The 20,417-nt window shown below is 68.6% G+C and carries 18 protein-coding genes; 6 read left to right on the forward strand and 12 right to left on the reverse strand.

All coding sequences use genetic code 11. The features are described 5' to 3' along the window. Window positions 1–16 precede the first annotated feature (16 nt). Window positions 17–286, reverse strand: coding sequence for a hypothetical protein (locus tag ACFY1H_RS26955; RefSeq protein WP_386950765.1), 270 nt, complete (start codon window positions 284–286; stop codon window positions 17–19). A 208-nt stretch (window positions 287–494) separates the two neighbouring features. Here ACFY1H_RS26955 and ACFY1H_RS26960 point away from each other — a divergent pair, with 208 nt between their 5' ends. Then, a complete protein-coding gene (locus tag ACFY1H_RS26960) occupies window positions 495–1,013 on the forward strand; it encodes an ATP-binding protein (protein ID WP_386950768.1) in 519 nt (172 codons plus the stop codon). 23 nt (window positions 1,014–1,036) lie between these two features. Here the strand turns inward: ACFY1H_RS26960 and ACFY1H_RS26965 are convergent, their stop codons facing one another. The 5 genes from ACFY1H_RS26965 to ACFY1H_RS26985 form a co-directional block, all read right to left on the reverse strand. Continuing rightward, a complete protein-coding gene (locus ACFY1H_RS26965; RefSeq protein ID WP_386950771.1) occupies window positions 1,037–1,597 on the reverse strand; it encodes a flavoprotein in 561 nt (186 codons plus the stop codon). A 4-nt stretch (window positions 1,598–1,601) separates the two neighbouring features. After that, window positions 1,602–2,840 carry a helix-turn-helix domain-containing protein gene (locus tag ACFY1H_RS26970; protein ID WP_386950774.1) on the reverse strand — a complete coding sequence of 413 codons (1,239 nt, stop codon included), beginning with the start codon at window positions 2,838–2,840 and terminating at the stop codon, window positions 1,602–1,604. Window positions 2,841–2,902: 62 nt separating this feature from the next. Continuing rightward, the gene (locus tag ACFY1H_RS26975) at window positions 2,903–3,475 is read right to left on the reverse strand and encodes a hypothetical protein (protein WP_386950777.1); all 573 of its coding nucleotides are present in this window, start codon (window positions 3,473–3,475) and stop codon (window positions 2,903–2,905) included. A 2-nt stretch (window positions 3,476–3,477) separates the two neighbouring features. Further along, entirely contained in the window at window positions 3,478–3,642 is a 165-nt protein-coding gene (locus tag ACFY1H_RS26980; protein ID WP_386950780.1) for a hypothetical protein, read from the reverse strand. Between the two features lie 242 nt (window positions 3,643–3,884). Then, the gene (locus ACFY1H_RS26985; RefSeq protein ID WP_386950783.1) at window positions 3,885–4,613 is read right to left on the reverse strand and encodes a TIGR04255 family protein; all 729 of its coding nucleotides are present in this window, start codon (window positions 4,611–4,613) and stop codon (window positions 3,885–3,887) included. A gap of 1,006 nt (window positions 4,614–5,619) precedes the next feature. On the opposite strand from ACFY1H_RS26985, the gene groL reads away from it, so the two are divergent. Further along, entirely contained in the window at window positions 5,620–7,248 is a 1,629-nt protein-coding gene (gene groL, locus ACFY1H_RS26990) for a chaperonin GroEL (RefSeq protein WP_360593512.1), read from the forward strand. Window positions 7,249–7,991: 743 nt separating this feature from the next. On the opposite strand, the gene ACFY1H_RS26995 is transcribed toward groL, so the two are convergent. Beyond that, complete coding sequence (locus ACFY1H_RS26995; RefSeq protein WP_366582464.1) at window positions 7,992–8,213, reverse strand: PspC domain-containing protein; 222 nt, start codon at window positions 8,211–8,213, stop codon at window positions 7,992–7,994. 134 nt (window positions 8,214–8,347) lie between these two features. Between ACFY1H_RS26995 and ACFY1H_RS27000 the strand changes: the two genes are divergently transcribed. Beyond that, window positions 8,348–9,103 carry a DNA polymerase beta superfamily protein gene (locus ACFY1H_RS27000; RefSeq protein ID WP_386950787.1) on the forward strand — a complete coding sequence of 252 codons (756 nt, stop codon included), beginning with the start codon at window positions 8,348–8,350 and terminating at the stop codon, window positions 9,101–9,103. 3 nt (window positions 9,104–9,106) lie between these two features. Here ACFY1H_RS27000 and ACFY1H_RS27005 read toward each other — a convergent pair whose 3' ends face one another. After that, window positions 9,107–10,042, reverse strand: a complete 936-nt coding sequence (locus tag ACFY1H_RS27005) for an o-succinylbenzoate synthase (protein ID WP_366582466.1) — start codon at window positions 10,040–10,042, stop codon at window positions 9,107–9,109. A gap of 57 nt (window positions 10,043–10,099) precedes the next feature. On the opposite strand from ACFY1H_RS27005, the gene ACFY1H_RS27010 reads away from it, so the two are divergent. Beyond that, on the forward strand, window positions 10,100–12,850 hold the full coding sequence (locus ACFY1H_RS27010; protein ID WP_386950790.1) for a BTAD domain-containing putative transcriptional regulator: 2,751 nt from the start codon (window positions 10,100–10,102) through the stop codon (window positions 12,848–12,850). Between the two features lie 463 nt (window positions 12,851–13,313). Here ACFY1H_RS27010 and ACFY1H_RS27015 read toward each other — a convergent pair whose 3' ends face one another. Next, window positions 13,314–14,159, reverse strand: a complete 846-nt coding sequence (locus ACFY1H_RS27015; protein ID WP_386950793.1) for a DUF72 domain-containing protein — start codon at window positions 14,157–14,159, stop codon at window positions 13,314–13,316. Between the two features lie 1,324 nt (window positions 14,160–15,483). After that, window positions 15,484–16,245: a DUF4253 domain-containing protein gene (locus tag ACFY1H_RS27020; protein WP_386950795.1), complete on the reverse strand. Its 762-nt coding sequence runs from the start codon at window positions 16,243–16,245 to the stop codon at window positions 15,484–15,486. A gap of 311 nt (window positions 16,246–16,556) precedes the next feature. Here ACFY1H_RS27020 and ACFY1H_RS27025 point away from each other — a divergent pair, with 311 nt between their 5' ends. Next, window positions 16,557–17,003 carry a nitroreductase family deazaflavin-dependent oxidoreductase gene (locus ACFY1H_RS27025; RefSeq protein WP_386950798.1) on the forward strand — a complete coding sequence of 149 codons (447 nt, stop codon included), beginning with the start codon at window positions 16,557–16,559 and terminating at the stop codon, window positions 17,001–17,003. A 16-nt stretch (window positions 17,004–17,019) separates the two neighbouring features. Here the strand turns inward: ACFY1H_RS27025 and ACFY1H_RS27030 are convergent, their stop codons facing one another. Continuing rightward, window positions 17,020–18,666 carry a DNA repair helicase XPB gene (locus ACFY1H_RS27030; RefSeq protein ID WP_386950801.1) on the reverse strand — a complete coding sequence of 549 codons (1,647 nt, stop codon included), beginning with the start codon at window positions 18,664–18,666 and terminating at the stop codon, window positions 17,020–17,022. 89 nt (window positions 18,667–18,755) lie between these two features. Between ACFY1H_RS27030 and ACFY1H_RS27035 the strand changes: the two genes are divergently transcribed. After that, complete coding sequence (locus tag ACFY1H_RS27035; RefSeq protein WP_386950804.1) at window positions 18,756–19,385, forward strand: hypothetical protein; 630 nt, start codon at window positions 18,756–18,758, stop codon at window positions 19,383–19,385. Here ACFY1H_RS27035 and ACFY1H_RS27040 read toward each other — a convergent pair. Further along, a complete protein-coding gene (locus ACFY1H_RS27040; protein WP_386950806.1) occupies window positions 19,382–20,347 on the reverse strand; it encodes an ABC transporter substrate-binding protein in 966 nt (321 codons plus the stop codon). The genes ACFY1H_RS27035 and ACFY1H_RS27040 overlap by 4 nt on opposite strands. Window positions 20,348–20,417 lie beyond the last annotated feature (70 nt).

The following is a 20,417-nucleotide window of genomic DNA, read 5'->3' on the forward strand; positions in this document are numbered from 1 at the left end:
GTGTTTTCAGGTGCGCTCAGTCGCGCTCTGCCGACCACTGGTCGCCGAGGGAGGGGGAGCTACGAGTGCGGTTCTGCGCCTCGCACCACTCACCGAACTCGTTCGCGGCGTCGGCGAGGCTCCGCGCGAACCGCGCAGTGTCCGTCAGGCCGCCGATGCGAGCCGGTACCTGGATCATGATCGCGGTGTCCTCGCTCCCCGCCACCAATTGGCGGATGCCCGGGGAAGGGGACACAACCGCCGCTTCGTACCCGACGAGGGGCTGAATCACCACGTGAATGCTCATGTGCTCTCCCGATGTCTCGGCTTCTGCGCGCCCGGTTTGGCGCGCTGAGATCAGGAGACACCCGGGCAGGGAAGATCACCCGGACAAACTGTCCGGGTGGGTTCGACCAGGGCCTTGTGCGCTCTTCGCGGGTGAGGGCACACCTCGCGGGGGCCTTCAGCGGCTCAATCGGACAGGCTCGCCACGTCTCGCGCTAAAATCTCGTCCCGTGATCGTTTGGCTGAACGGCACCCATGGCGCGGGCAAGACGACGACCAGCGCTCTCCTGCAACCGCTATTGCCTGATTCGCGGGTGTTCGACGCCGAGCAGGTCGGCGTGATGCTCATGGACATTAGGCCAGGATTGCCCGAAACGGACAACTTCCAACACTGGCCACCGTGGCGACCGCTGGTCGTCGAGACCGCCTCTCGCGTCCTGGCCTACACCGGTGGCACGCTGGTGATCCCCATGACCGTGCTGGTTGAAGAGTATTGGCGCGAGATCAGCACTGGCCTCGCTGAAAACGGCATTCCCGTGCGGCACTTCGTTCTGCACGCCGAGCAGACGACGCTCCGTGGGCGCATCGAGCGCGAGCACGCCATCCCGTCCCCGTTCCGGCTCAGGTATCTGGAGCCCTACGCCGAGGCAGCCCGGACGTGGTTGCACGCCGAGGCCGAAGTCGTTGACACTACGCACCTCACCGCCGTCGAGGTGGCCGCGCAGATCGCGCAGGCCGTCAAGAGCTGAGGTCGCCTGTCACAGACAGAGCACTAGCGGCTGCCAGGCACTGCCTTTTCGATGGCGTCCAGCATCGCTGACCAGGGCAGTTCCCGGCCCGGTGCGCTGCGCGGCTCGTGCAACGGCCAGACGTCGTCACCGTAGAGCAGGTGCACACCGACGCGGCGGAGGTTTTCTATGTGCATGTCCCAGAACGGCTGACGAGCGTGCGCCGCGTTCACCCGGGGGAAGACCACGACAGGCAGGTTACGGGTCCCGATCGCTTCGTTGACCTGCGTCAACGCCTGGTTGTCGGCGATGCCGAGCGAGAGCTTCGCGACGGTATTGGCCGAAGCCGGCGTCACCAGGTAGCAGTCTGGCGCCGGGTGCGGGCTGATCTGCGACGGAGACCGAGCCTCGACCCGCACCGGGTAGCCCGTGGTGTCTTCGATCTCGGCCAGCGCGCCGGACTCGGCTAGCCACTGCCCGGCTGTCGGGGTCAAGGTGACCGCGACGGTCCACCCCGCCGCCTGAGCAGGGCGGATCAGCTTCGCCAGCAGGTCTTCCACCCCACCAGCACCCGAGCCGACGAGCCCGAGAACGCGCGACGTCATGCCCCTACCTCACCGCGCCGCAGCGCTCAGCCAGCGCCAGCAACGCCGAGGACTTCTTACCGGCCGACGCCGGGGCGCGGCGGTACATCGAACGTACGACCTCCCGGACCATCGTGTTGTGGCGGACGATCGTTGGGGCCTTGGTCTCCGCGTCCAGCAGCACCTGCAGTGCGTCGTCGTCCTTCGCCAGCAGGCTCAGCGCCCGCGCGAAGTCGATCAGGTGCGTGACCTGCCGTTCTACCGGCAAGTGATCGACGTTCACCCGAGGCGCGGTCTCGATCACCTGACTCACGTCGCCGAGGTCCAAGGCAGCCGAGATTCGGTGGAGCTCGACGTTGGCCGGACCGAACCCGGTCTGCCAGAAGTTGCCATCCACGCCGAGCTGCTCAGCGGCGCGGCCGGCGTTGGCGAGAAGATCATTCGCCGTCGACCGGTCCTGGTGCCGAGCAGCAGCGACGGCGGTGCGGAGGTAGAGCATGCCGTAGAGGCTCAGCGCGGCCGGGTCACCGGCGGCCATCCTGGGGACGAGCCACTTCGCGGCGACGTCGCCGAGTTCGAGCGCGTCATCAAAGCGACCCACAGCCAGCAACGCGTGTGTGCCCGAGCGGGCGGCCGAGGCCAGGACCAGCGGGTCGTCAGCGTCGTCCGCGGCTTGCATCGCCCGTTCGGCGGCAATCCAGGAGAGGTCGGCCTCGCCGATCTTGCTCAACGTGGTCGCCGCAAGGTGGTGAACCCGCGCTGATACCGCTGTGCACGCGCGCTTGTAAGCTGCGTCATCGACCGACGCGGCTTCCATGGCCTGGCTGGTTTTGATCAGCCCAGGTAGCGCGGCGACGACCCGGCCGAGTTCTCCGTTTTGGTAGCTCGACCAGGCACTTTCGACCAGTTGCGCGACCGGCGCCGGGTCGATGTACTCGGGCGACATGGCGGAGGAGAACAACGTCCGGGACAGCCGGCGGGGTGCCATGAGCGCGTCGCGGATGGCCGGGACGTCGTCGTTCTTCTCCTGGTCCTCCAACAGGACCGGTTCGCCGAGAAGGTCACCGAGCGTAACGCGCAAGGCCCGCGCGAGGTCAGCGAGGACGTCCAGCCGGCGGATATCCCGCTCGCCGCGCTCGATCTTGCTCAACCAGTCCTCAGTGCGCCCCACCAGGTCAGCAAGCACTGCCTGCGACAGCCCACGCCGCCGCCGGTAGAAGGCGATCCGTTCCCCGATGCTGAGCTGATCCCCCGCACCACGCATGGATCCAGGCTAGCAGTACCGATCACCCAGCTGGCCAGTTCAGGGCGCGAACGGCACGAGATCTACGCAATCTGCCTAGGGATGTAACCTTCGAAACCTGCCGCCCCAACAGGTAGGCCCACCCTCATCATAAAGCGTGCGTACCCCTGACTCAAATGCTCTTTGTACGGCGAATTCAGTCGGAGCCTGTCGCCACTCGTCGACGATGCTGACAGAACTTCTTCCTTAGACAGTACGTGGAGGTCTCGAAAGCTAACGATCGACCATGGAAAAGTTGGATTATCTGCGAACTCGTGCAGGAGGAAAAGCCCCGGAATATTCCCCTCGCTCAACTTCTTCCGCCACTTGGGAGACTTCGAATCGGTAACTCTAGTTGCGAGGCTGTCGTAAGAAACTATCTCAGCTACAAGTATCGTCTTCTGCACTTGTTTTGGTATGTCACATGACTGTGTCAGGATTACTACATCACTTTTTGTCACCTTGGCGCGAACTGCCGCTTCGCCCGCTTCTGATACGATAACTTCGCCGACTCGTGCGATCGGAAACTTTCTAATGATGTCGCCTTGCTCGAGACGTTCACTATCACTTAGAGAATCATCATTTACGACGCTATACCAGTAGCGTTCCGGTTCCATCGCTAAGCCTCCGGGTCAAGATCAGTAGGGTCGATAGAGATAAAGCTGACCTCGCCCGCGTATGTCGCTTCGACGCTCGCATCCACCCAGTCGGATTCGTCGTGGACCGAGTAGTCGAAATCTTCTTCGTAGTCGTCGAAATCCCCGTGAGACTCCTCGCGCCTCACGACAAGTGCAGTATATGCAAACCTGCGACCGGCGCCAGTGGTTCTAACGAGGATGGTGCCGCTTCCAAACGTCCGCGTTAGAGAATCATTCGCTGTAACCGAATGAGATACACGACTTGGTTCCAATGATCGAACGGGCACAACCGCGGTTTGGTTGGCGCCAGCAAGGAGTGCGGGCATGGCACCCGCGAATGAGACGGCGTAAGGTGCAATCTTGCGGACACCCCTTGCTGAAAGTCTAGTCATTTAAACAGCTCCCGAGTCGTGTCGGTAATCAGCGTCTCGAATTCTGCGTTTTCATAAGACTTTAGCTCGTTAGCAACCGAAAGGGCACTCTCTTTGGTCCAGCCTTCTTGGCTTTCGCGGTAAATCTCGATGTCCAGTATAAAGGTAGCCCTTGCCTCGCCTTCGTCGTCTCTGCTTGAACCGAATGTCACAACGGCGGTCGCATTCTTGTCTGGCAAGAATGATTCTACCTTATGAATGAATGCCGCTATAATTGATTGATTCGACTGGAAGGGGACTATCGGAATTCTGAAGTAATCATCCAGTTCGACGCCTGACTCCTGGGCGGGAATAGTTACTTTATTTATGTATCGTATTGCTACGCGCTTAACTGGCGTCAGTATTTTTATGTCGGACAGTGCATCAAATGCAGCCGAGGCGCGGTCGTACAATGACTCCCAGCCCTCGTAAGGTGGTATAGAGTTGACACTGAAGGAGAGTGCGTCTAATAGAAGAAGTCTTTTACCGGTCGAATCTTTAAAGACTGCTCGAACCGGTCCTCGATTCAAAGAAAAACCGGCGGATTCGGAATTTTCAGGATCTATTCCAACCGACGCCTGCAGTTGTTCCTGTTGCTCAGGTTCGGCGGGGTACGCATGACCAATCTTTTGATATATCAACCCGGGGGTGGTCATATTCCATCCCAAGGGCTCGGCGAAAGTAAAGTGGCAGAGCGCCTCGTGCACGGGCGGCGCTCCGTACTGGCGCCTTTGCTTGTCCATCAGTGCCGTCCGTTCTGGGCTAGCTCAGCAACGCTGTCCTTGCGATTGTGCCGCAGCGTAGCGCGTTCGCACAGCACGCTTCTGTGACGACGCGGGCTTCGAAGGTTTGCCGAACTTGGCTCTACGGGATCAAGGCGCCGCCGGCGGCGGCGCGCGCGTGACGTTGCGTGCGGCGGGCTCGCCCGCACGCGACACGGACGGCCTGCCGCTCCGCTCCGGCCGCCGGTCGCCGGGCAGCCCGCCGAAGGGCTCGCTGAGCACGCGCGCCGCCGCCGGCGCCGCAGGGACATGGTCCGCACGCGGTGTTGTCGCCGGCTCGGCACGGCGCGTTACAGCCGCGCAAACGATGGTGGCCGTTCCTCGCAAAGGATCGTTTAACTCCGGTCCGCCGCCATCAAGGGCGCCTACGGCGTCGCTGCGCGATGAGCTGCGCTCACCCTTGACAACGACGCCCCGGAGCTAACTGACGGCAGGGGCGAGGAAGAAGGGGCCGACCGCCACCACGTCGCCAGGCGCAGCATGGTGCACGAGACAAGGCGGGCATGCGCCGGATGAGGTCAGGGGGCTGGCGGCTCCGGTGAGAGGCCCAGGCCCTCCCGTAGCCTGAAGCACACAGCGGGCGAGACGCGGAACAGCTACGGAACAACTACTGCGGCGACCCTCCGAGCAGGATCGCCGATGCTGACCTTGACCAGCAAGATCAGCCGCCACTGACCTGCGGTTCTTGCACTCTCACCGTGGGAGTGCTAAACACGGCATTGGCACTCGACGCCGTTGAGTGCCAGGCGCGCGGTCACCGACTGCGCGCTTGAAGGTCGGGACGGTGAGGCTGGCCAAGGTCAGTCGTCCGTCGCGGGCACCGAGCCTGGCCGAGGACGTGTCCTGCTGCCGCCGCTGACAGTCGTACGACGAACAGTTGTTCGACGAGACAGCGCGGCGGTGGCGCCCAATACCGGAGGACCACACCGCAATGGCCAAACTGATCGCGTTCGACGAGGACGCCCGCCGCGGTCTCGAGCGCGGCCTGAACACCCTCGCCGAAGCCGTCAAGGTGACGCTCGGCCCGCGTGGCCGCAACGTCGTGCTCGAAAAGAAGTGGGGCGCGCCGACGATCACCAACGACGGTGTCTCCATCGCCAAGGAGATCGAGCTCGAGGACCCGTGGGAGAAGATCGGGGCCGAGCTCGTCAAGGAAGTTGCCAAGAAGACCGACGACGTCGCGGGTGACGGCACCACCACCGCCACCGTGCTCGCCCAGGCGCTCGTGCGCGAAGGCCTGCGCAACGTCGCCGCGGGTGCCGACCCGATCAGCCTGAAGCGCGGCATCGAGGCGGCCGTCGAGGCCATCACCGAGCAGCTGCACAAGATGGCCGTCCAGATCGAGACCAAGGAGCAGATCGCTGCTACCGCCTCGATCTCGGCCGCTGACCGCACCATCGGCGAGCTGATCGCCGAGGCGCTGGACAAGGTCGGCAAGGAAGGCGTCGTCACCGTCGAGGAGAGCAACACCTTCGGTCTCGAGCTCGAGCTCACCGAGGGCATGCGCTTCGACAAGGGCTACGTGTCGGGCTACTTCGTGACCGACCCGGAGCGCCAGGAAGCCGAGCTGGAGGACCCCTACATCCTTCTGTTCGGTTCCAAGATCTCGAACGTCAAGGACGTTCTGCCGCTGCTGGAGAAGGTCATCCAGTCCGGCAAGCCGCTGCTGATCATCGCCGAGGACGTCGAGGGCGAAGCCCTGGCCACCCTGGTCGTCAACAAGATCCGCGGCACCTTCAAGTCCGTCGCCGTCAAGGCCCCGGGCTTCGGTGACCGCCGCAAGGCCATCCTGCAGGACATCGCGATCCTGTCCGGTGGCCAGGTGATCTCGGAGGACGTCGGCCTCAAGCTGGAGAACGCGGACCTGTCGCTGCTGGGCCGCGCCCGCAAGGCCGTGATCACGCGCGACGAGACCACGATCGTCGAGGGTGCGGGCGACGCCGACCAGATCCAGGGTCGCGTCAACCAGATCCGCGCGGAGATCGAGAACTCGGACTCCGACTACGACCGTGAAAAGCTGCAGGAGCGCCTCGCGAAGCTGGCCGGCGGCGTCGCCGTCATCAAGGCCGGTGCCGCGACGGAGGTCGAGCTCAAGGAGCGCAAGCACCGCATCGAGGACGCGGTGCGCAACGCCAAGGCCGCCGTGGAAGAGGGCATCGTCGCCGGTGGTGGCGTCGCTCTGATCCAGGCCGCCGAGGCTGCCTTCGCGGGCCTGAAGCTCGAGGGCGACGAGGCCACTGGTGCCAACATCGTCAAGGTCGCCGTCGAGGCGCCGCTCAAGCAGATCGCCATCAACGCCGGCCTCGAGGGCGGCGTCGTGGCGGAGAAGGTCAAGTCCCTCCCGCAGGGCCACGGCCTCAACGCCGCCACCGGTGTCTACGAGGACCTGCTCGCCGCCGGCGTGCCGGACCCCACGAAGGTCACCCGCTCCGCGCTCCAGAACGCCGCCTCCATCGCGGCGCTGTTCCTCACCACCGAGGCCGTCGTCGCGGACAAGCCGGAGAAGGCTGCCGCCGCTCCGGCCGACCCGTCCGGCGGCATGGGCGGCATGGACTTCTGAGTTCGGCTGCTGTTTGACGCTAGATCCGGAAAAGCCCGGTCCACTTCGGTGGGCCGGGCTTTTCCCTTTGTGGGCCACGGTTTCTTGCCGTCGGGTCGGTTCGGGTCTCGGGTGCGGTGTCGCTACAGAGGCGCGGTGTCGTCGGCTGGCGCGCTCGCGGGGCGTCGGCCTCAGTCCGTGCCAGCGGTCCGTTTCGCACGCGGTTTCGACCGGTGTCGGTCGGTGCGGCGACACGGTGTGACAAGTCGGCGGCGTGCTCCCGTACGGCGGCTGCAGTTCGCGCCGGCGGTCGGGTCGTGGATGCCGTTTTGACCGGTGTTGGTGTGAACGCGGTGTGGTAGCTCGGCCGGCGTGCTTGTGCGAGCGTGGGTCGGTTTGTGCCTGTGGCCGATTCGGCGGCGCGGTGTCGTGAGTCGGCTGGCGTGCTCGTGCGGTGTGTCGGCGGGTGTGGTTTGGCCGGCGTCGCTCGGTTGTCGGCGGTGCCGATGTGCGCGCCGGCTGGCGTGATTGTGTTGCGTGCGGCGCGAGATCGACAGGCGCCGGTGGCAGCGGCGTGCAGGCGGCGAAGCGGGTCGGATCGTGCTGTCTGCTGTTGGGCCGTCGGTCCGTGGCCGCCGGATGCCCGGGTAGTCCGATGTGGACACAGCGAACGGCCCAGGCGCTCCCCACGCCCGGGCCGTTCGGTCCCCCTTGGTCGTGCCACCCCTTCTCCCAGTGTCGCGGCCCTCCCCGGCCGCGGTGGGTCAGGCGGCCTGGGTGGCTTCGGGTGTCAGCACGGCGGCGGCCACGTAAACCGGCAACATGATCCCGGCCGACAGCACCGTCGCGGCCACGACCGCGATGCGGACCATCGTCGGGTCGACGCCGAGGTAGTCGGCCCAGCCGCCGCACACGCCGGTCAGCATGCGGTCGGTGCGGCTGCGGTAGAGCTTCTTGGTTTCCGGGGTGTACACGCTGTTCGTCATGCCATGAATACTCCGCCGCGCGGCTCCTCGGCACATCGGGGAACGGCCCGGAGACCGACCCTGGACTCCGACCCTGAGGCGAGGTCAGGGAAATTCGGGTGTCATCGTCGGACGCCGCCGGTACAACTTCCGGCATGAACAACGACAGCCCCGAATTCGCCACCCTCGCCGAGCGCGGCACGATCCTGCGCTGCCAGGTGGGTTCCGGGCTGCACGGCACGGCCGTCGACGGCCAGGAGGACCGCGACGAGATGGGCCTGTGCCTCGAGCCGGCCGAGTACGTCGTCGGCATGCGCCGCTTCGAGCAGTACACCTTCCGCACCCAGCCCGAAGGCGCGCGCTCGGGCCCGGGTGACCTCGACCTGATCGTCTACTCGGTGCGCAAGTGGATGCGCCTCGAGCTCGCCGGCAATCCGACGATGGTGCTGCCGCTCTTCGCCCCGGACGCGGAGATCGTGCACCTCACCGACCTCGGCCGCGAGCTGCGCGCCAACGCCCACCGCATCGTGTCCCGCCGCGCGGGCGTGCGCTTCGCCGGCTACCTCGGCGACCAGCGCCGCCGCCTGCTCGAAGCCGGCAACCGCCCGGAGCTCATCGAGAAGTACGGCTTCGACACCAAGTACGCCATGCACATGGTCCGCCTCGGCGTCCAGGGCGTCGAACTCCTCCGCACGGGCCGGCTGACGCTCCCCATCGCCGACCCGTGGCTCACCTGGCTCCGCGACCTCCGCCGCGGCCGTCACTCGCAGGCCGAGGCGTTGGCGGCGGCCGAGGAGCTGGAGCGTGAGCTGGAGTCGTTGGTGGCCGGTGGGTCTCCGCTGCCCGAGGGGCCGGACCGGGCGTGGGCGGATGCCTGGCTGGTCCGCGCCCACCTCTCCTGGTGGCGCTGAGGTTCAGCGCAGCGCGCGCACCCGCTCCAGTCGTGCCAGCCAGGACTTTGTGACGTCGGGCGCGGCGGCGAACTCGTCGAACCGGTCCGGTGCCGGCGCCTGCGGCAGGACCGGGAGGTAACCGTCTACAGGGGACAGTGAGGTGGTGCTGACGTCGCCGGTCAGCAGGGACATCGTGCCCAGGCCGCAGGCGAAGTCGAGCTGCGGAAGGGCGCCGGCGAGGGCCAGGCCGGCGGCGAGGCCCACGCTGGTCTCCACGGCGGACGACACGACGCACGGCAGCCCGCACGCCTCGGCCACCTCCAGCGCGCGCCGCACGCCGCCGAGGGGGGCGACCTTCAGCACGGCGATGTCGGCGGCCCCGGCGACGGCGACCTTCAGCGGGTCCTCGGCGCGGCGGATCGACTCGTCGGCGGCGATGCGCACGGACACGCGGCGCCGGACGGCGGCCAGCTCGTCGATGGTCCGGCACGGCTGTTCGGCGTACTCCAGGCCGCCGGCCGCCTTGTCGAGTGCGGCGAGCGCGGTGACGGCGGTGTCGACGTCCCAGGCCATGTTGGCGTCGACGCGGACGGCGCCGGCCGGGCCGAGGGCGTCGCGGACGGCTTCGAGGCGGGCGCAGTCGTCGGCGAGCGTGGAGCGCTTGTCGGCGACCTTCACCTTCGCCGTGCGGCAGCCGGACGCGCGGACCAGCGCGTGGGCGCGGTCCGGCGGCACGACGGGGACGGTCGTGTTGACCTCGACACGTTCGCGCACCGCCGCGGGCCAGCCCTGCTCGCTCGCCTCCAGGGCGCTCGCCAGCCACGGCACGCTCTCGGCGTCCGAATAGTCCGCGAACGGGCAGAATTCGCCCCACCCGGCGGGCCCTTCGAGCAGGACGCCTTCACGGACGGTGATGTCCCGGAACCGGTTGTGCAGGGGCAGCGCGTAGACCTTCATCACCGCAGATCATGCCACTGGCGAAGGCACGTGCCGATCGGGCGGCGACCGGCCAGAATGAGACGGGTGGACGGCCTCGACTTCCGGGTGCTCGGCCCGGCCGAGGTCGTGGCCGGGGGCCGCGCCGTGCCGCTCGGCGGGAGCCGCCCGCTGATCGTGCTCGCCGGGCTGCTCCTGCGCGCGAACCGCGTGGTGTCCGTGGACGAGCTCGGCCGCTGGCTGTGGGACGACGACCAGCGCCGCTCCAAGGGCGCGCTCCAGACGTACGTGCTGCGGCTTCGGCGTGCGCTGCCGGGTGTTGCGATTCGCACAGAACGTGGTGGTTATCTGCTGGAGCTTGATCCGTTGCTCACGGATCTTGGTCGTTTTCGCACACTCGCGGCACGGGGGAGGACAGCTTTCGAACAAGGCGAACATCGTCGGGCCGCGGGGTTGTTCGCGGACGCACTTGCGGAGTGGCGTGGGCCGGCGCTGCAGAACGTGGAGTCCGACGCCCTGCACCGCGACGAGGCCGGCCAGCTCGCCGAGGAACGCACCCGCGTACGCGAGCTGTGGGCAGACGCGCTGATCGCCGTCGGCGAGTTCGGCACCGTCGTGCCCGAGCTGACGCGGCTGACCCGGGAACACCCGTTGCGGGAACGGCTGCACGAGCAGCTCGTGCTCGCGTTGTTCCATTCCGGGCGGCAGGCCGAGGCGCTGGAGGTGTACCGGCGGATCAGCGCGGTGCTCGCCGAGGAGCTGGGTCTCGATCCCGGCGCCGGCCTGCAGCGCGTGCACCGGCTCGTGCTGGGTGGGGCGCCTTATCAGCCGGCGGTCGAGCCACAGGTGCCGCACCAGCTGCCGGCCGACCTCGGCACGTTCGCCGGGCGTGAAGCGGACTTGAAAGCTTTGCACGCGTTGCTTCCGGCCGAGGACAGCACGTCGACCCCCATCGCCTCCGTGGAAGGCATGGGTGGCATGGGGAAAACGACGTTGTCCGTCCACTTCGCACACGAGATCGCGGACCGGTTCCTGGGCGGACAGGTGTTCCTGAACCTGCGTGGGTACGGTCCGGGCGAGCCGGTGGAACCGTTGGCGGCGCTGGAGACGCTGCTGTCGTCGCTGGGTGTCCCTTGTGACCAGATCCCGGCCGATGTGGACGGTCGCGCCGCGACCTGGCGCACGCACACGGCCGGACGGCGGCTGCTCGTGGTGCTGGACAACGCCAACAGCACCGAGCAGGTACGGCCGCTCCTGCCGGGACCCGGCTGCCTGGTCGTGGTCACGAGCCGCTGGCAGCTGCGCGGCCTCGTCGCGACGCACGGCGCGCGCCGGATCGCGCTGGAGGAACTGGACGAGGCGGGCGCAGTCGAGCTGCTGGCGTCGGCGATCGGGGTCGATCGCGTCAACGCGGATCCTGGTGCCACGGCACGCTTTGTGGAGTACTGCGGCGGCCTTCCGCTGGCGATCCGGATCCTGGCCGTTCGGGCGGCGCAGTTCCCGGACCACCCGCTGGGGTCCTTTGTGGATGCGCTGGATGCGGAGCCGGACCGGCTCGGGTTGTTCGATCTCGGTGATGGCGAGGAGACGAACATCCGGTCGGTGTTTTCGTACTCGTATCGGGCGTTGCCGCCGGATGCGGCGCGATTGTTGCGGTTGCTCGGTTTGCCTTCGGGGCCGGACGTGACGCCGGCTGTCGCCGAGGTGCTGTTGGGGTCGCCGCCAGGGCCGGCTTTGGACGCTCTCGTGTCCGCGCACTTGCTCACTCAGCCGCAGCCCGGGCGGTACCAGTTCCACGATCTGATCCGGGCGTATGCGGCAGAGCTCGCGTACCATGTGGACAGTACGGAGGAGACGGCGGCGGCGCGCTCGCGGCTGTTGGATTTCTACCTTTCTTCGGCGTTCAACGCTTCGCGGGCGATGCGGCCCGAGCGGATCTACGGCTCGCTGGAGTTGCGTGTGGACGGTGGCCTCGAGTTCGCCGACTACCACGCCGGGCTGGCGTGGTTCGCCGCGGAGTACGGGAATCTCGTCGCCGCCGTGCACCTGGCGTTCCGGCTGCGGGAGTACGCGCATTGCTGGAAGCTCACTTGGCTGATGTTCACGTACTTCGCCGGCCGCGCCCGCGTCGACGACTGGCGGGCGCTCAACGAGCTGGCTCTGCGCGGCACGAGGTTGTCCGGTGACCGGGGCGGTGAGGCTGGGATCCTGAACTGCCTCGGGGTGATCGACGGCGTCGTGCGCGATTACGCATCGGCCCGGCGGTACCTCGAGCAAGCGCTGGTGCTGCAACGCGAACTCGGCTCGCGTGAGGGCGAGGCGCGGGCGCTGTACAACCTGGCGATGGCGGCCGATTCGTCGTCCGACTTCCCCGCCGCGCTCGCCCACGGCACACGGGCCCTGGAGATCGTGCGGGACCTGCGGATGACCGGCTTCGAGGCCAACGTGCTGCGTGCGCTGGGGGATTTGTGCTGCCGCTTCGGGGATTTCCCGCGTGCCTTGGCCCTGGCGGACGAGGCTTTGGCCTTGGCGCCGTCTTCGCTGGACGGCCGCTTTTCCCTGACCACCCGCGCCAAAGCTCTCCTCGGCTTGGGCCGGGCGGCTGAGGGCATCGAGTGCATGTCGGACGCCGTGGACATGTTCTTCGCGATGGACGAACACTACGAAGCCGCCGACGTCCTCGCCCAGCTCGGCACAGCCCACCTGCGCCTCGGCCACCCCGCCGCCGCTCGCGACTGCTGGCTCCGCTCCGCCCGCCTGCTCACCGACCTCGCCCATCCGGATGCGGCTGACGTCCGCGCCAAGCTGGCGGCGTTGGTTTCGGGGTGAGTTGCCGGCCGCGGTCGGCTTGCCCTTCGGTGTGGGGCCATCGGTTCCCGTGCCGCCGTGCGGTGTTCATGTGAAGTTGGCCGAGACGTTTCGCCGCTCGAGGCCGGCATGCCATTCGGTTCGGCAGTAGGCCGGTCGCGGTGGCCATGTGCCGGTCAGCGGGGAATGTTGCGGCGGGGTTTGGCAAGGTGCCGGTCGACTTGGCGACTGCCACTCGTTTGGCACGCTGGGGAAGTTGCCAAGGCGACTGGCATGGTGCCGGGCGGCGTGGCGGATTGCCAGGTCGTGCTGTGGGTTGCCTATTCGGACTGAGAGTTGCCAGGCCACCGCGGGGATTGCCGTGTGGTGTGGCAAGTTGCCAGAGGCACGTGGTGCGGGTGGTCTGCGTGCCGACCCCCAGAGACAGCAGGCAGACCACCTGCACCCGTACGCCTCAGCCAACCGGATGGCGCTCACTGTGCGCTCACTGTGCCGGCGGCGGGTTGGGGTGCAGGAGGTTCGAGAGGGTGATGGCGTTGCGGGGTGCTTCGACTTTGACGTCGTTGTCGAAGTAGACGTGGACGTCGCGCTGGCCGTCGGCGTGCCAGGCGGTGATCTTGGTGGCCCAGGTTCGCAGGGCGGATTCGGTGTAGCCGCTGGTGTAGAGCTCGACGTCGCCGTGGAGGCGGACGTAGGTGAAGTCCGCGGTCTGGTCCTCGCGGTACGGCCAGCGGCCGGCGGTGTCGGCGACGACGAGGGCGACGTCGTGCTTTCGGAGCAGGTCGAGGGCTTCCGGGGTGACGAAGCTGGGGTGGCGGACTTCGAGCGCGTGCCGGAGGGGGCGGTTCTTGCCGGCTTCGAGGTGGGGCGGTGTCTTCAGCTTGTCGTCGTGCTTCGCGCCGAGGGCGGCGGCTTCGGCGGTGGTGCGGGGCAGCAGGCCGAGGAACGTCTCGACGCGGTCGGGGTCGAACTCGAGCCGCGCGGGCAGCTGCCACAGCACCGGGCCCAGTTTTTCGCCGAGCGCGAGCACGCCGGACGCAAAGAAGTTGGCGACGGCCGGCTCGACGTCACGCAGCTGCTTGAGGTGCGTGATGAAGCGCCCGCCCTTCACGGCGAACACGAAGTCGGCCGGCGTCTGGTCGGCCCAGGCGAGGTAACGGTCGGGGGTCTGCAGTGAGTAGAACGACCCGTTGAGCTCCACGGAGTTCAACCGACGCGACAGGTACTCCAGCTCGCGGCGCTGCGCCAGCCCCTCGGGGTAGAACTCGCGACGCCACGGCGGATACCGCCACCCCGACGTTCCGATCCGGATCCCGGCGATCTCCCTCACCCCCTTCCTCCGCGGCGTGATTCCCCTCGGCAGATTCCGGTAAACCCGCCCGCGCACCCGCCGCCCGGACACCCGCACCGAACTTCGGGACAGCCGACCCAACCGGGAGGACATCTGTCTCACGTCCTGTCTCACTCAGCGTGATGGCGATTCGGCAGACGACCTAGCCCCGCCGCCGCCCAACGACGGCGACGGGGGTGCGCCGGCCGGACTCGGGGTCCGGGAGCCGACCGGCGCGGCTCGTGGTGGGCGGTGGATTGCCCGGGGTTGGTCGTCGGTTGGGATAGGTGTATCGGCTGGCTCGGGTCGGCAGAGCCGACGTGGGCTGGTGATGGAGCCGGCGGGCGTCGGCCGGGGTTTGGGTGCGCAGCTCGTGCTCGCGGTGTGAAAGGTCGGCTGGCGCAGCCGCGATGGGGCGGCGGATTTTCCGCGCCGATCGTCCCGTGAGGTGTGGGCGCGTCGGCCGGACTCGGGGACCGGGAGGCCAGCCAACGCGGGCAGGCGAAACCAATGGCGCCGCAGGGCGGCTCGCCCGACGGCGTTGAGTGTGCCGACTGGACTTGAGGTCCCCGAGGACAGTCGGCGGGGCGGGTGGCAGCCGGCAGGCGGCTCGTCGGCTTGCGTTGAGTGCGCCGGCCAGGCTCGGGTTTGGGAGGCCGACGCGGGTGGCGGTGGGTGGCGGATTGCCTTGAGCCGACGGGCGGCTGGGCTCGGGTCCGGGAGCTGGCCGGCCGACGCGGCTGATGGAGGGGCGCTGGATTTTCCGCGCGGATCGGCCGCGGACAGTCGGTGCGCCGGCCGGACTCGGGGGCTCCGGCTGGCGCGGCTGGTGATGGGCAGTGGCCTGCCCCGGGCGAGTCGTCGGTTGAGTGTGGGCGCGCCGGCCGGGCTCGAGGGCTGGGAGACCGGCCAGGGGGCGGTGCGCCGGCCGGGCTCCGGGGTTCGGGAGGCCGGCCAGCGGTAGGCGCGCAGGCCGGGCTCGGGGGCTGGGAGACCGGCCAGGGGGTCGGTGCGTCGGCCGGGCTCCGGGGTTCGGGAGACCGGCCAGCGGCGGGTGCGCAGGCCGGGCTCGGGGGCTGGGAGACCGGCCAGGGGGTCGGTGCGTCGGCCGGGCTCCGGGGTTCGGGAGACCGGCCAGCGGCGGGTGCGCAGGCCGGGCTCGGGGGCTGGGAGACCGGCCAGGGGGTCGGTGCGTCGGCCGGGCTGCAGGGTTCGGGAGGCCGGCCAGCGGCAGGCGCGCCGGCCGGGCTCCGGGGGAGGCCGGCCAGCGTTGGATCGGCGGCCCCGATCCAGTTCGGAGGCCCGCAGGCGTGGGTGGGGGTCGTCAGGCCCACGAGAAGGTCCACAGGCGGGTCTGCACGAGGCCGCTCGCGTATTCGCGGAGGGTGCCGGGCTGGGAGAGGTACGTGGGGAGGCTGAAGGCGCGGTGCTCGGCCGCCACGGTGAGGGCGCGGGCCTGGGTGCGGGGTGGGGCGGAGACGGAGAGAGTGAGGGTGTCGAAGCCCAGGGAGAGGAGGGTGGCGCCGAAGCGGTCTTCCCAGCTGCGGAGGACGGCGGAGAGCTCCGCGACCTGGTCGGTGGACTTGATCATGCCCGTCCAGCCGAGGTGGGCGGGGATGTCGGCCGGGCGGTCGGTCTGGACGAGGCCGAGGCGGTGGGCGCTGCGGTTGGCCAGGATGGAGCCGGTGTTGCCGGCCTCGGCGAGGGGGTCGGCGCGGCGGTGGGAGCGGCGCGCGAGGCCGGGGAAGCGGGTGCCGAAGGGGCGCAGGCACGCGCCGTCGCAGCAGGAGGTGTCCCACCAGCGGGCGAGGGCGGCGGCGGGGTCCGCGGAGTCGACGCGGTGGCCGGCCGGGGCGAGGCGGCCGCGGTCGTCGAGCCAGTCCTCGCCGCGTGCGGCGAAGCGCTGGTCGTGCGGGATGAGCACGGGCCAGAGGCCGGAGCGCTCGAACTCCGCGACGCACTCCAGGTACCGGTGCGGCCGCGCGAGCGGCTCGTCCGACACCCAGATGCGGCCGTGCCACCGCCCGGGCGGCAACGTCTGGACCGGCGGTGCCCCGAGGCCGGGGCGGAACGGTGCGATCGTCATGAGCTTCCCCTCGAACTGGTGTTCGGTCCTGCACGTCGAACAGTAGTTCGAGGGACCGACAATTTCCAGGAAAAGTTTCGCTCATCCGTTCGAGTGAACATGGAAAATGGCAGGTCAAAGACCATCGAGCGAGGCTGCTGTGACAGGTGAGGTCACTGCGACAGATGGGTGAGGCGAAGTCCACTCGTCGGCGACCGGGGAACACCGCGACCGCGAAACCGGTACTTTTCCGTCCGGTCGATGTCGGGAACCGCCGACCGGCTGCGTCCCAGGGTCGAACGAGAGACCAAGCACCGGAAAGGACCACCACCATGGCCATCGCCGAGGACATCGACCGCGCCACCGACTCGAAGTGGGACTGGGTCGCCGAGCAGACCCGCAAGTACGTGAGCTCGGGCGGCCGGGAGGGCCACGAGCAGAACGGCCTCTACACCCTCATCCTCGCCAGCACCGGCCGCAAGACCGGCGAGCCCCGCCGCACCTGCCTGATCTACGGCACCGCGGGCGACGACTTCGTCGTGGTCGCCTCCAAAGGCGGCGAAGACGACCACCCCGACTGGTTCAAGAACATCGAAGCCGAGCCCGGCGTCGGCGTGCAGGTCGGCGCCCAGCGGTTCGACGCACGCGCCCGCGTGGCGACCGACGAAGAGCGCGAGAAGCTCTGGCCGAAGATGGCCGAGATCTTCCCGCTCTACAACGAATACGCGCAGAAGACCGAGCGCGTCATCCCGATCGTCCTGCTGACCCCGAAACAGTGACTAGGTGAACGAGTGACTACAGCGGCCGGCGCAGGTCCTCCGCGTCGACGATGTGGTACGCGTACCCCTGCTCCGCCAGGAACCGCTGCCGGTGCGCCGCGTACTCCGTGTCGACCGTGTCCCGCGACACGATCGAATAGAAGTGCGCCTGCCGCCCGTCGCCCTTGGGGCGCAGCAGCCGCCCGAGCCGCTGCGCCTCTTCCTGGCGGGAGCCGAACGTGCCCGAGATCTGGATGGCCACCGACGCTTCCGGCAGGTCGATGGAGAAGTTCGCCACCTTCGACACCACCAGCGTCCGCAGCTCGCCGCGGCGGAAGCGGTCGAACAGCTCCTCGCGCTCCTTGTTGCGCGTCGACCCCTGGATCACGGGCGCGTCCAGCTCCGCGCCCAGCATTTCCAGCTGGTCGAGGTACGCCCCGATCACCAGGGTGGGCTCGCCGGCGTGACGCTCCACAATGGACTTGATCACGGGCATCTTCGTCATCGCCGTCGCCGCGAGCTTGTAGCGCTCGTCCGGCTCCGAAGTCGCGTACGCGAGGCGCTCGGCGTCCGTCAGGGTCACGCGGACCTCGGTGCACTCGGCGGGCGCGATCCAGCCCTGCGCCTCGATGTCGCGCCAGGGAACGTCGTACCGCTTGGGCCCGATCAGGGAGAACACGTCACCCTCGCGGCCGTCCTCGCGCACCAGGGTCGCCGTCAGGCCCAGGCGGCGCCGGGACTGCAGATCCGCCGTCATGCGGAACACCGGCGCCGGCAGCAGGTGCACCTCGTCGTAAACGACCAGGCCCCAGTCACGCGAGTCGAACAGCTCCAGGTGCCGGTACTCGCCCTTGGTCTTGCGCGTCACGACCTGGTACGTCGCGATCGTGACCGGGCGGATCTCCTTCTTCTCGCCGGAGTACTCGCCGATCTCGTCCTCGGTCAGCGACGTGCGCGCCACCAGCTCGCGCTTCCACTGCCGGCCGGCGACGGTGTTGGTCACCAGGATCAGCGTGGTCGCCTTGGCGTGTGCCATGGCGGCGGCGCCCACCAGCGTTTTGCCCGCGCCGCAAGGCAGAACGACGACGCCCGAGCCGCCGGCCCAGAACGCTTCCGCCGCCTGGCGCTGGTAGTCGCGCAGGTGCCAGTCCTGCTCGTCGAGGTCGATGGGGTGCGCTTCGCCGTCGACGTAACCCGCGAGGTCCTCCGCCGGCCAGCCGACCTTCAGCAGCGCCTGCTTGAGCCGCCCGCGTTCGGACGGGTGCACGAGCACCGTGTCCTCGTCGATGCGCGCGCCCAGCATCGGGCTGATCTTCTTGTGCCGCGACACCTCTTCCAGCACCGCGCGGTCCGTGGTCGACATCACCAGGCCGTGGGCGGGGTGGTTGGTGATCTGCAGCCGCCCGAAGCGGCCCATCACGTCGACCACGTCGATCAGCAGCGGCTGCGGCACGGGGAAGCGCGAGTACGTGGTGAGCGCGTCCACCACCTGCTCGGCGTCGTGCCCGGCGGCGCGCGCGTTCCACAACGCCAGCGGCGTGATGCGGTACGTGTGCACGTGCTCGGGCGCGCGTTCCAGCTCGGCGAACGGCGCGATCGCGATCCGCGCGTCGTCGGCCTGAGGGTTGTCGACCTCGAGCAGCACGGTCTTGTCGGACTGGACGATCAGGGGGCCATCAGTCACCCATCCTTTATACGTTCCCCCGAGCCGTCCCCTCCCGTCGCGGCCGTCCGGGTGCCAAGATGATCGGCAGGAAAAGCTGGAGGGGACCTTTGACCACACCACCGTTCGGCGTGCCGTCGGCCGCCAACCCGTTCCAGCCGCCGGGCGCCGTGCCGCCCCGGCCGGGCGCATCCCGGCCGCTCTCGAGCACCGCAAAGGTGCTGGTAGCAGCAGGAATCGTGGTGGCGCTCGGCGTCGGCGTGCTCGCCGCGTTCGGCGTGGCCGCGATCGCCCGCTCGTCGGGCACGCCGGTGGCGGGCAGCTGCCTGTACCTGTCCGACGAAAGTGTCGGCACGCAGAGTTACCACGGTGTGAGCTGCTCCGAGCAGCGCGCGACCTACCGCGTCGACGACGTCGAAAACGGCACCGCGAGCTGCCGCGGCGGCGACTACGTGCGCTTCCAGCTCTTCCGGAGCACCAGCAGCTCCAGCCGCACCAGCACGCCGCGCGAGACGCTGTGCCTGGCGCTCAACGTGTCGTCCGGCGACTGCCTGCGCGACGTCGACGACGAGGCCGCGATCAGCAAGGTCACCTGCAGCGACCCCGACGCCGAGGCCCGCGCGGTCGTCCACCAGGACAGCAGCGACGAGAGCTCCTGCGGTGCCGCCGACACCGCCCTCGTCTACGCCGGCCCGCCCGAGCGCACGGTCTGCCTGCAGCCCGCGGGCGAGAACATCTAGGGCTGGTCCTCGGCCGGCAGCATCGCCTGCACGTCGAGCCGGCTCGTGATCAGGCCCGACGTGTGCATGAGGTCGGCCACGCGCTGCAGCCGGATGCCCGACAGCGTGGTCGGGTAGGTGCCCAGCGAGATCAGCGCCGCCGTGGTCGGGTCGATGTCGGAGAACGTCGGCAGCGCGTCGCGGACGATCGCCGGGTCGGCGGCCGTCTGCTGCGCCTGCATGAGCACGCGGCGGAACGCGGCCAGCGTGCGCGGGTTGTCGCGCGCGAACGCTCCGGTCGTCGCGTAGCCCGAAGCCGGGAAGTCGAGGGTGGCGCCACTGGACCCGTCGGCGAGGATCTGCGCGCCGAGCTCCTTCTCCGCCCGCGTGATGTACGGCTCCACCATCAGCGCCGCGTCGGCTTCGCCGGCCTGCAACGCGTCGGGCATCCGGTCGAACGGCTTGGCCACGAAGTGGATCTTCGCCGCGTCGACGCCGGCGGTCGCGAGCACGGAACGGGCGGTCAGCGCGCCGATGTCGTCGAGGTCGTCCACCGCGATCTTCGGCGACTTCTTCGCCGTCGGCTCGGTGTAGTCGGAGTTCGGCAGCGTCACGAGGGCGATCGTGTTGTTGCCCGACGTGTACGCCTCGCCTTGAAGCTGCAACGCGGTCCCGGCGTTGGCGGCGCGGAAAAGGGACACGTCGCTGGCGAACGTCACGTCCAGCTGTCCCGAGCCGAGTTTCGCCAAGCCGTCCTCGGTCCCGAGGTCCACGAGCGTCACGTTCAGCCCGGCTTCGCGGAACTTCCCGGCCGCCGCAGCGATGCGCAGGGGGGCGGTGTCGATCGGCCCGCCGACGCCCACGCGCAGGGTGGTCCGCTCCAATGGCGCCGGCGCCGCCGCGTCACCGGAATCGAACAGCGAGCAGCCGCTGACGGCCAGCAAGACCGCCACCAGCGGCAACACCAGTGCACGCACGTTCATCCGCTCTCACCCACCGGGAGAATCTCGCCATCACGCTGGATCGTATGGGCCGCTGCCCATACGATCCCCG

The sequence above is a fragment of the Amycolatopsis sp. NPDC001319 genome, from assembly GCF_042896185.1.
GTDB lineage: Bacteria > Actinomycetota > Actinomycetes > Mycobacteriales > Pseudonocardiaceae > Amycolatopsis.

What these genes read in the sequence shown, in the direction of transcription:
- ACFY1H_RS26955 (WP_386950765.1), bottom strand. Translation starts at nt 286, where the DNA reads ATGAGCATTCACGTGGTGATTCAGCCCCTCGTCGGGTACGAAGCGGCG.
- ACFY1H_RS26995 (WP_366582464.1), bottom strand. Translation starts at nt 8,213, where the DNA reads ATGACGAACAGCGTGTACACCCCGGAAACCAAGAAGCTCTACCGCAGC.
- ACFY1H_RS27005 (WP_366582466.1), bottom strand. Translation starts at nt 10,042, where the DNA reads ATGAAGGTCTACGCGCTGCCCCTGCACAACCGGTTCCGGGACATCACC.
- ACFY1H_RS27020 (WP_386950795.1), bottom strand. Translation starts at nt 16,245, where the DNA reads ATGACGATCGCACCGTTCCGCCCCGGCCTCGGGGCACCGCCGGTCCAG.
- ACFY1H_RS27025 (WP_386950798.1), top strand. Translation starts at nt 16,557, where the DNA reads ATGGCCATCGCCGAGGACATCGACCGCGCCACCGACTCGAAGTGGGAC.
- ACFY1H_RS26970 (WP_386950774.1), bottom strand. Translation starts at nt 2,840, where the DNA reads ATGCGTGGTGCGGGGGATCAGCTCAGCATCGGGGAACGGATCGCCTTC.
- ACFY1H_RS26975 (WP_386950777.1), bottom strand. Translation starts at nt 3,475, where the DNA reads ATGGAACCGGAACGCTACTGGTATAGCGTCGTAAATGATGATTCTCTA.
- ACFY1H_RS26965 (WP_386950771.1), bottom strand. Translation starts at nt 1,597, where the DNA reads ATGACGTCGCGCGTTCTCGGGCTCGTCGGCTCGGGTGCTGGTGGGGTG.
- ACFY1H_RS27010 (WP_386950790.1), top strand. Translation starts at nt 10,100, where the DNA reads ATGAGACGGGTGGACGGCCTCGACTTCCGGGTGCTCGGCCCGGCCGAG.
- ACFY1H_RS27040 (WP_386950806.1), bottom strand. Translation starts at nt 20,347, where the DNA reads ATGAACGTGCGTGCACTGGTGTTGCCGCTGGTGGCGGTCTTGCTGGCC.
- ACFY1H_RS27000 (WP_386950787.1), top strand. Translation starts at nt 8,348, where the DNA reads ATGAACAACGACAGCCCCGAATTCGCCACCCTCGCCGAGCGCGGCACG.
- groL (WP_360593512.1), top strand. Translation starts at nt 5,620, where the DNA reads ATGGCCAAACTGATCGCGTTCGACGAGGACGCCCGCCGCGGTCTCGAG.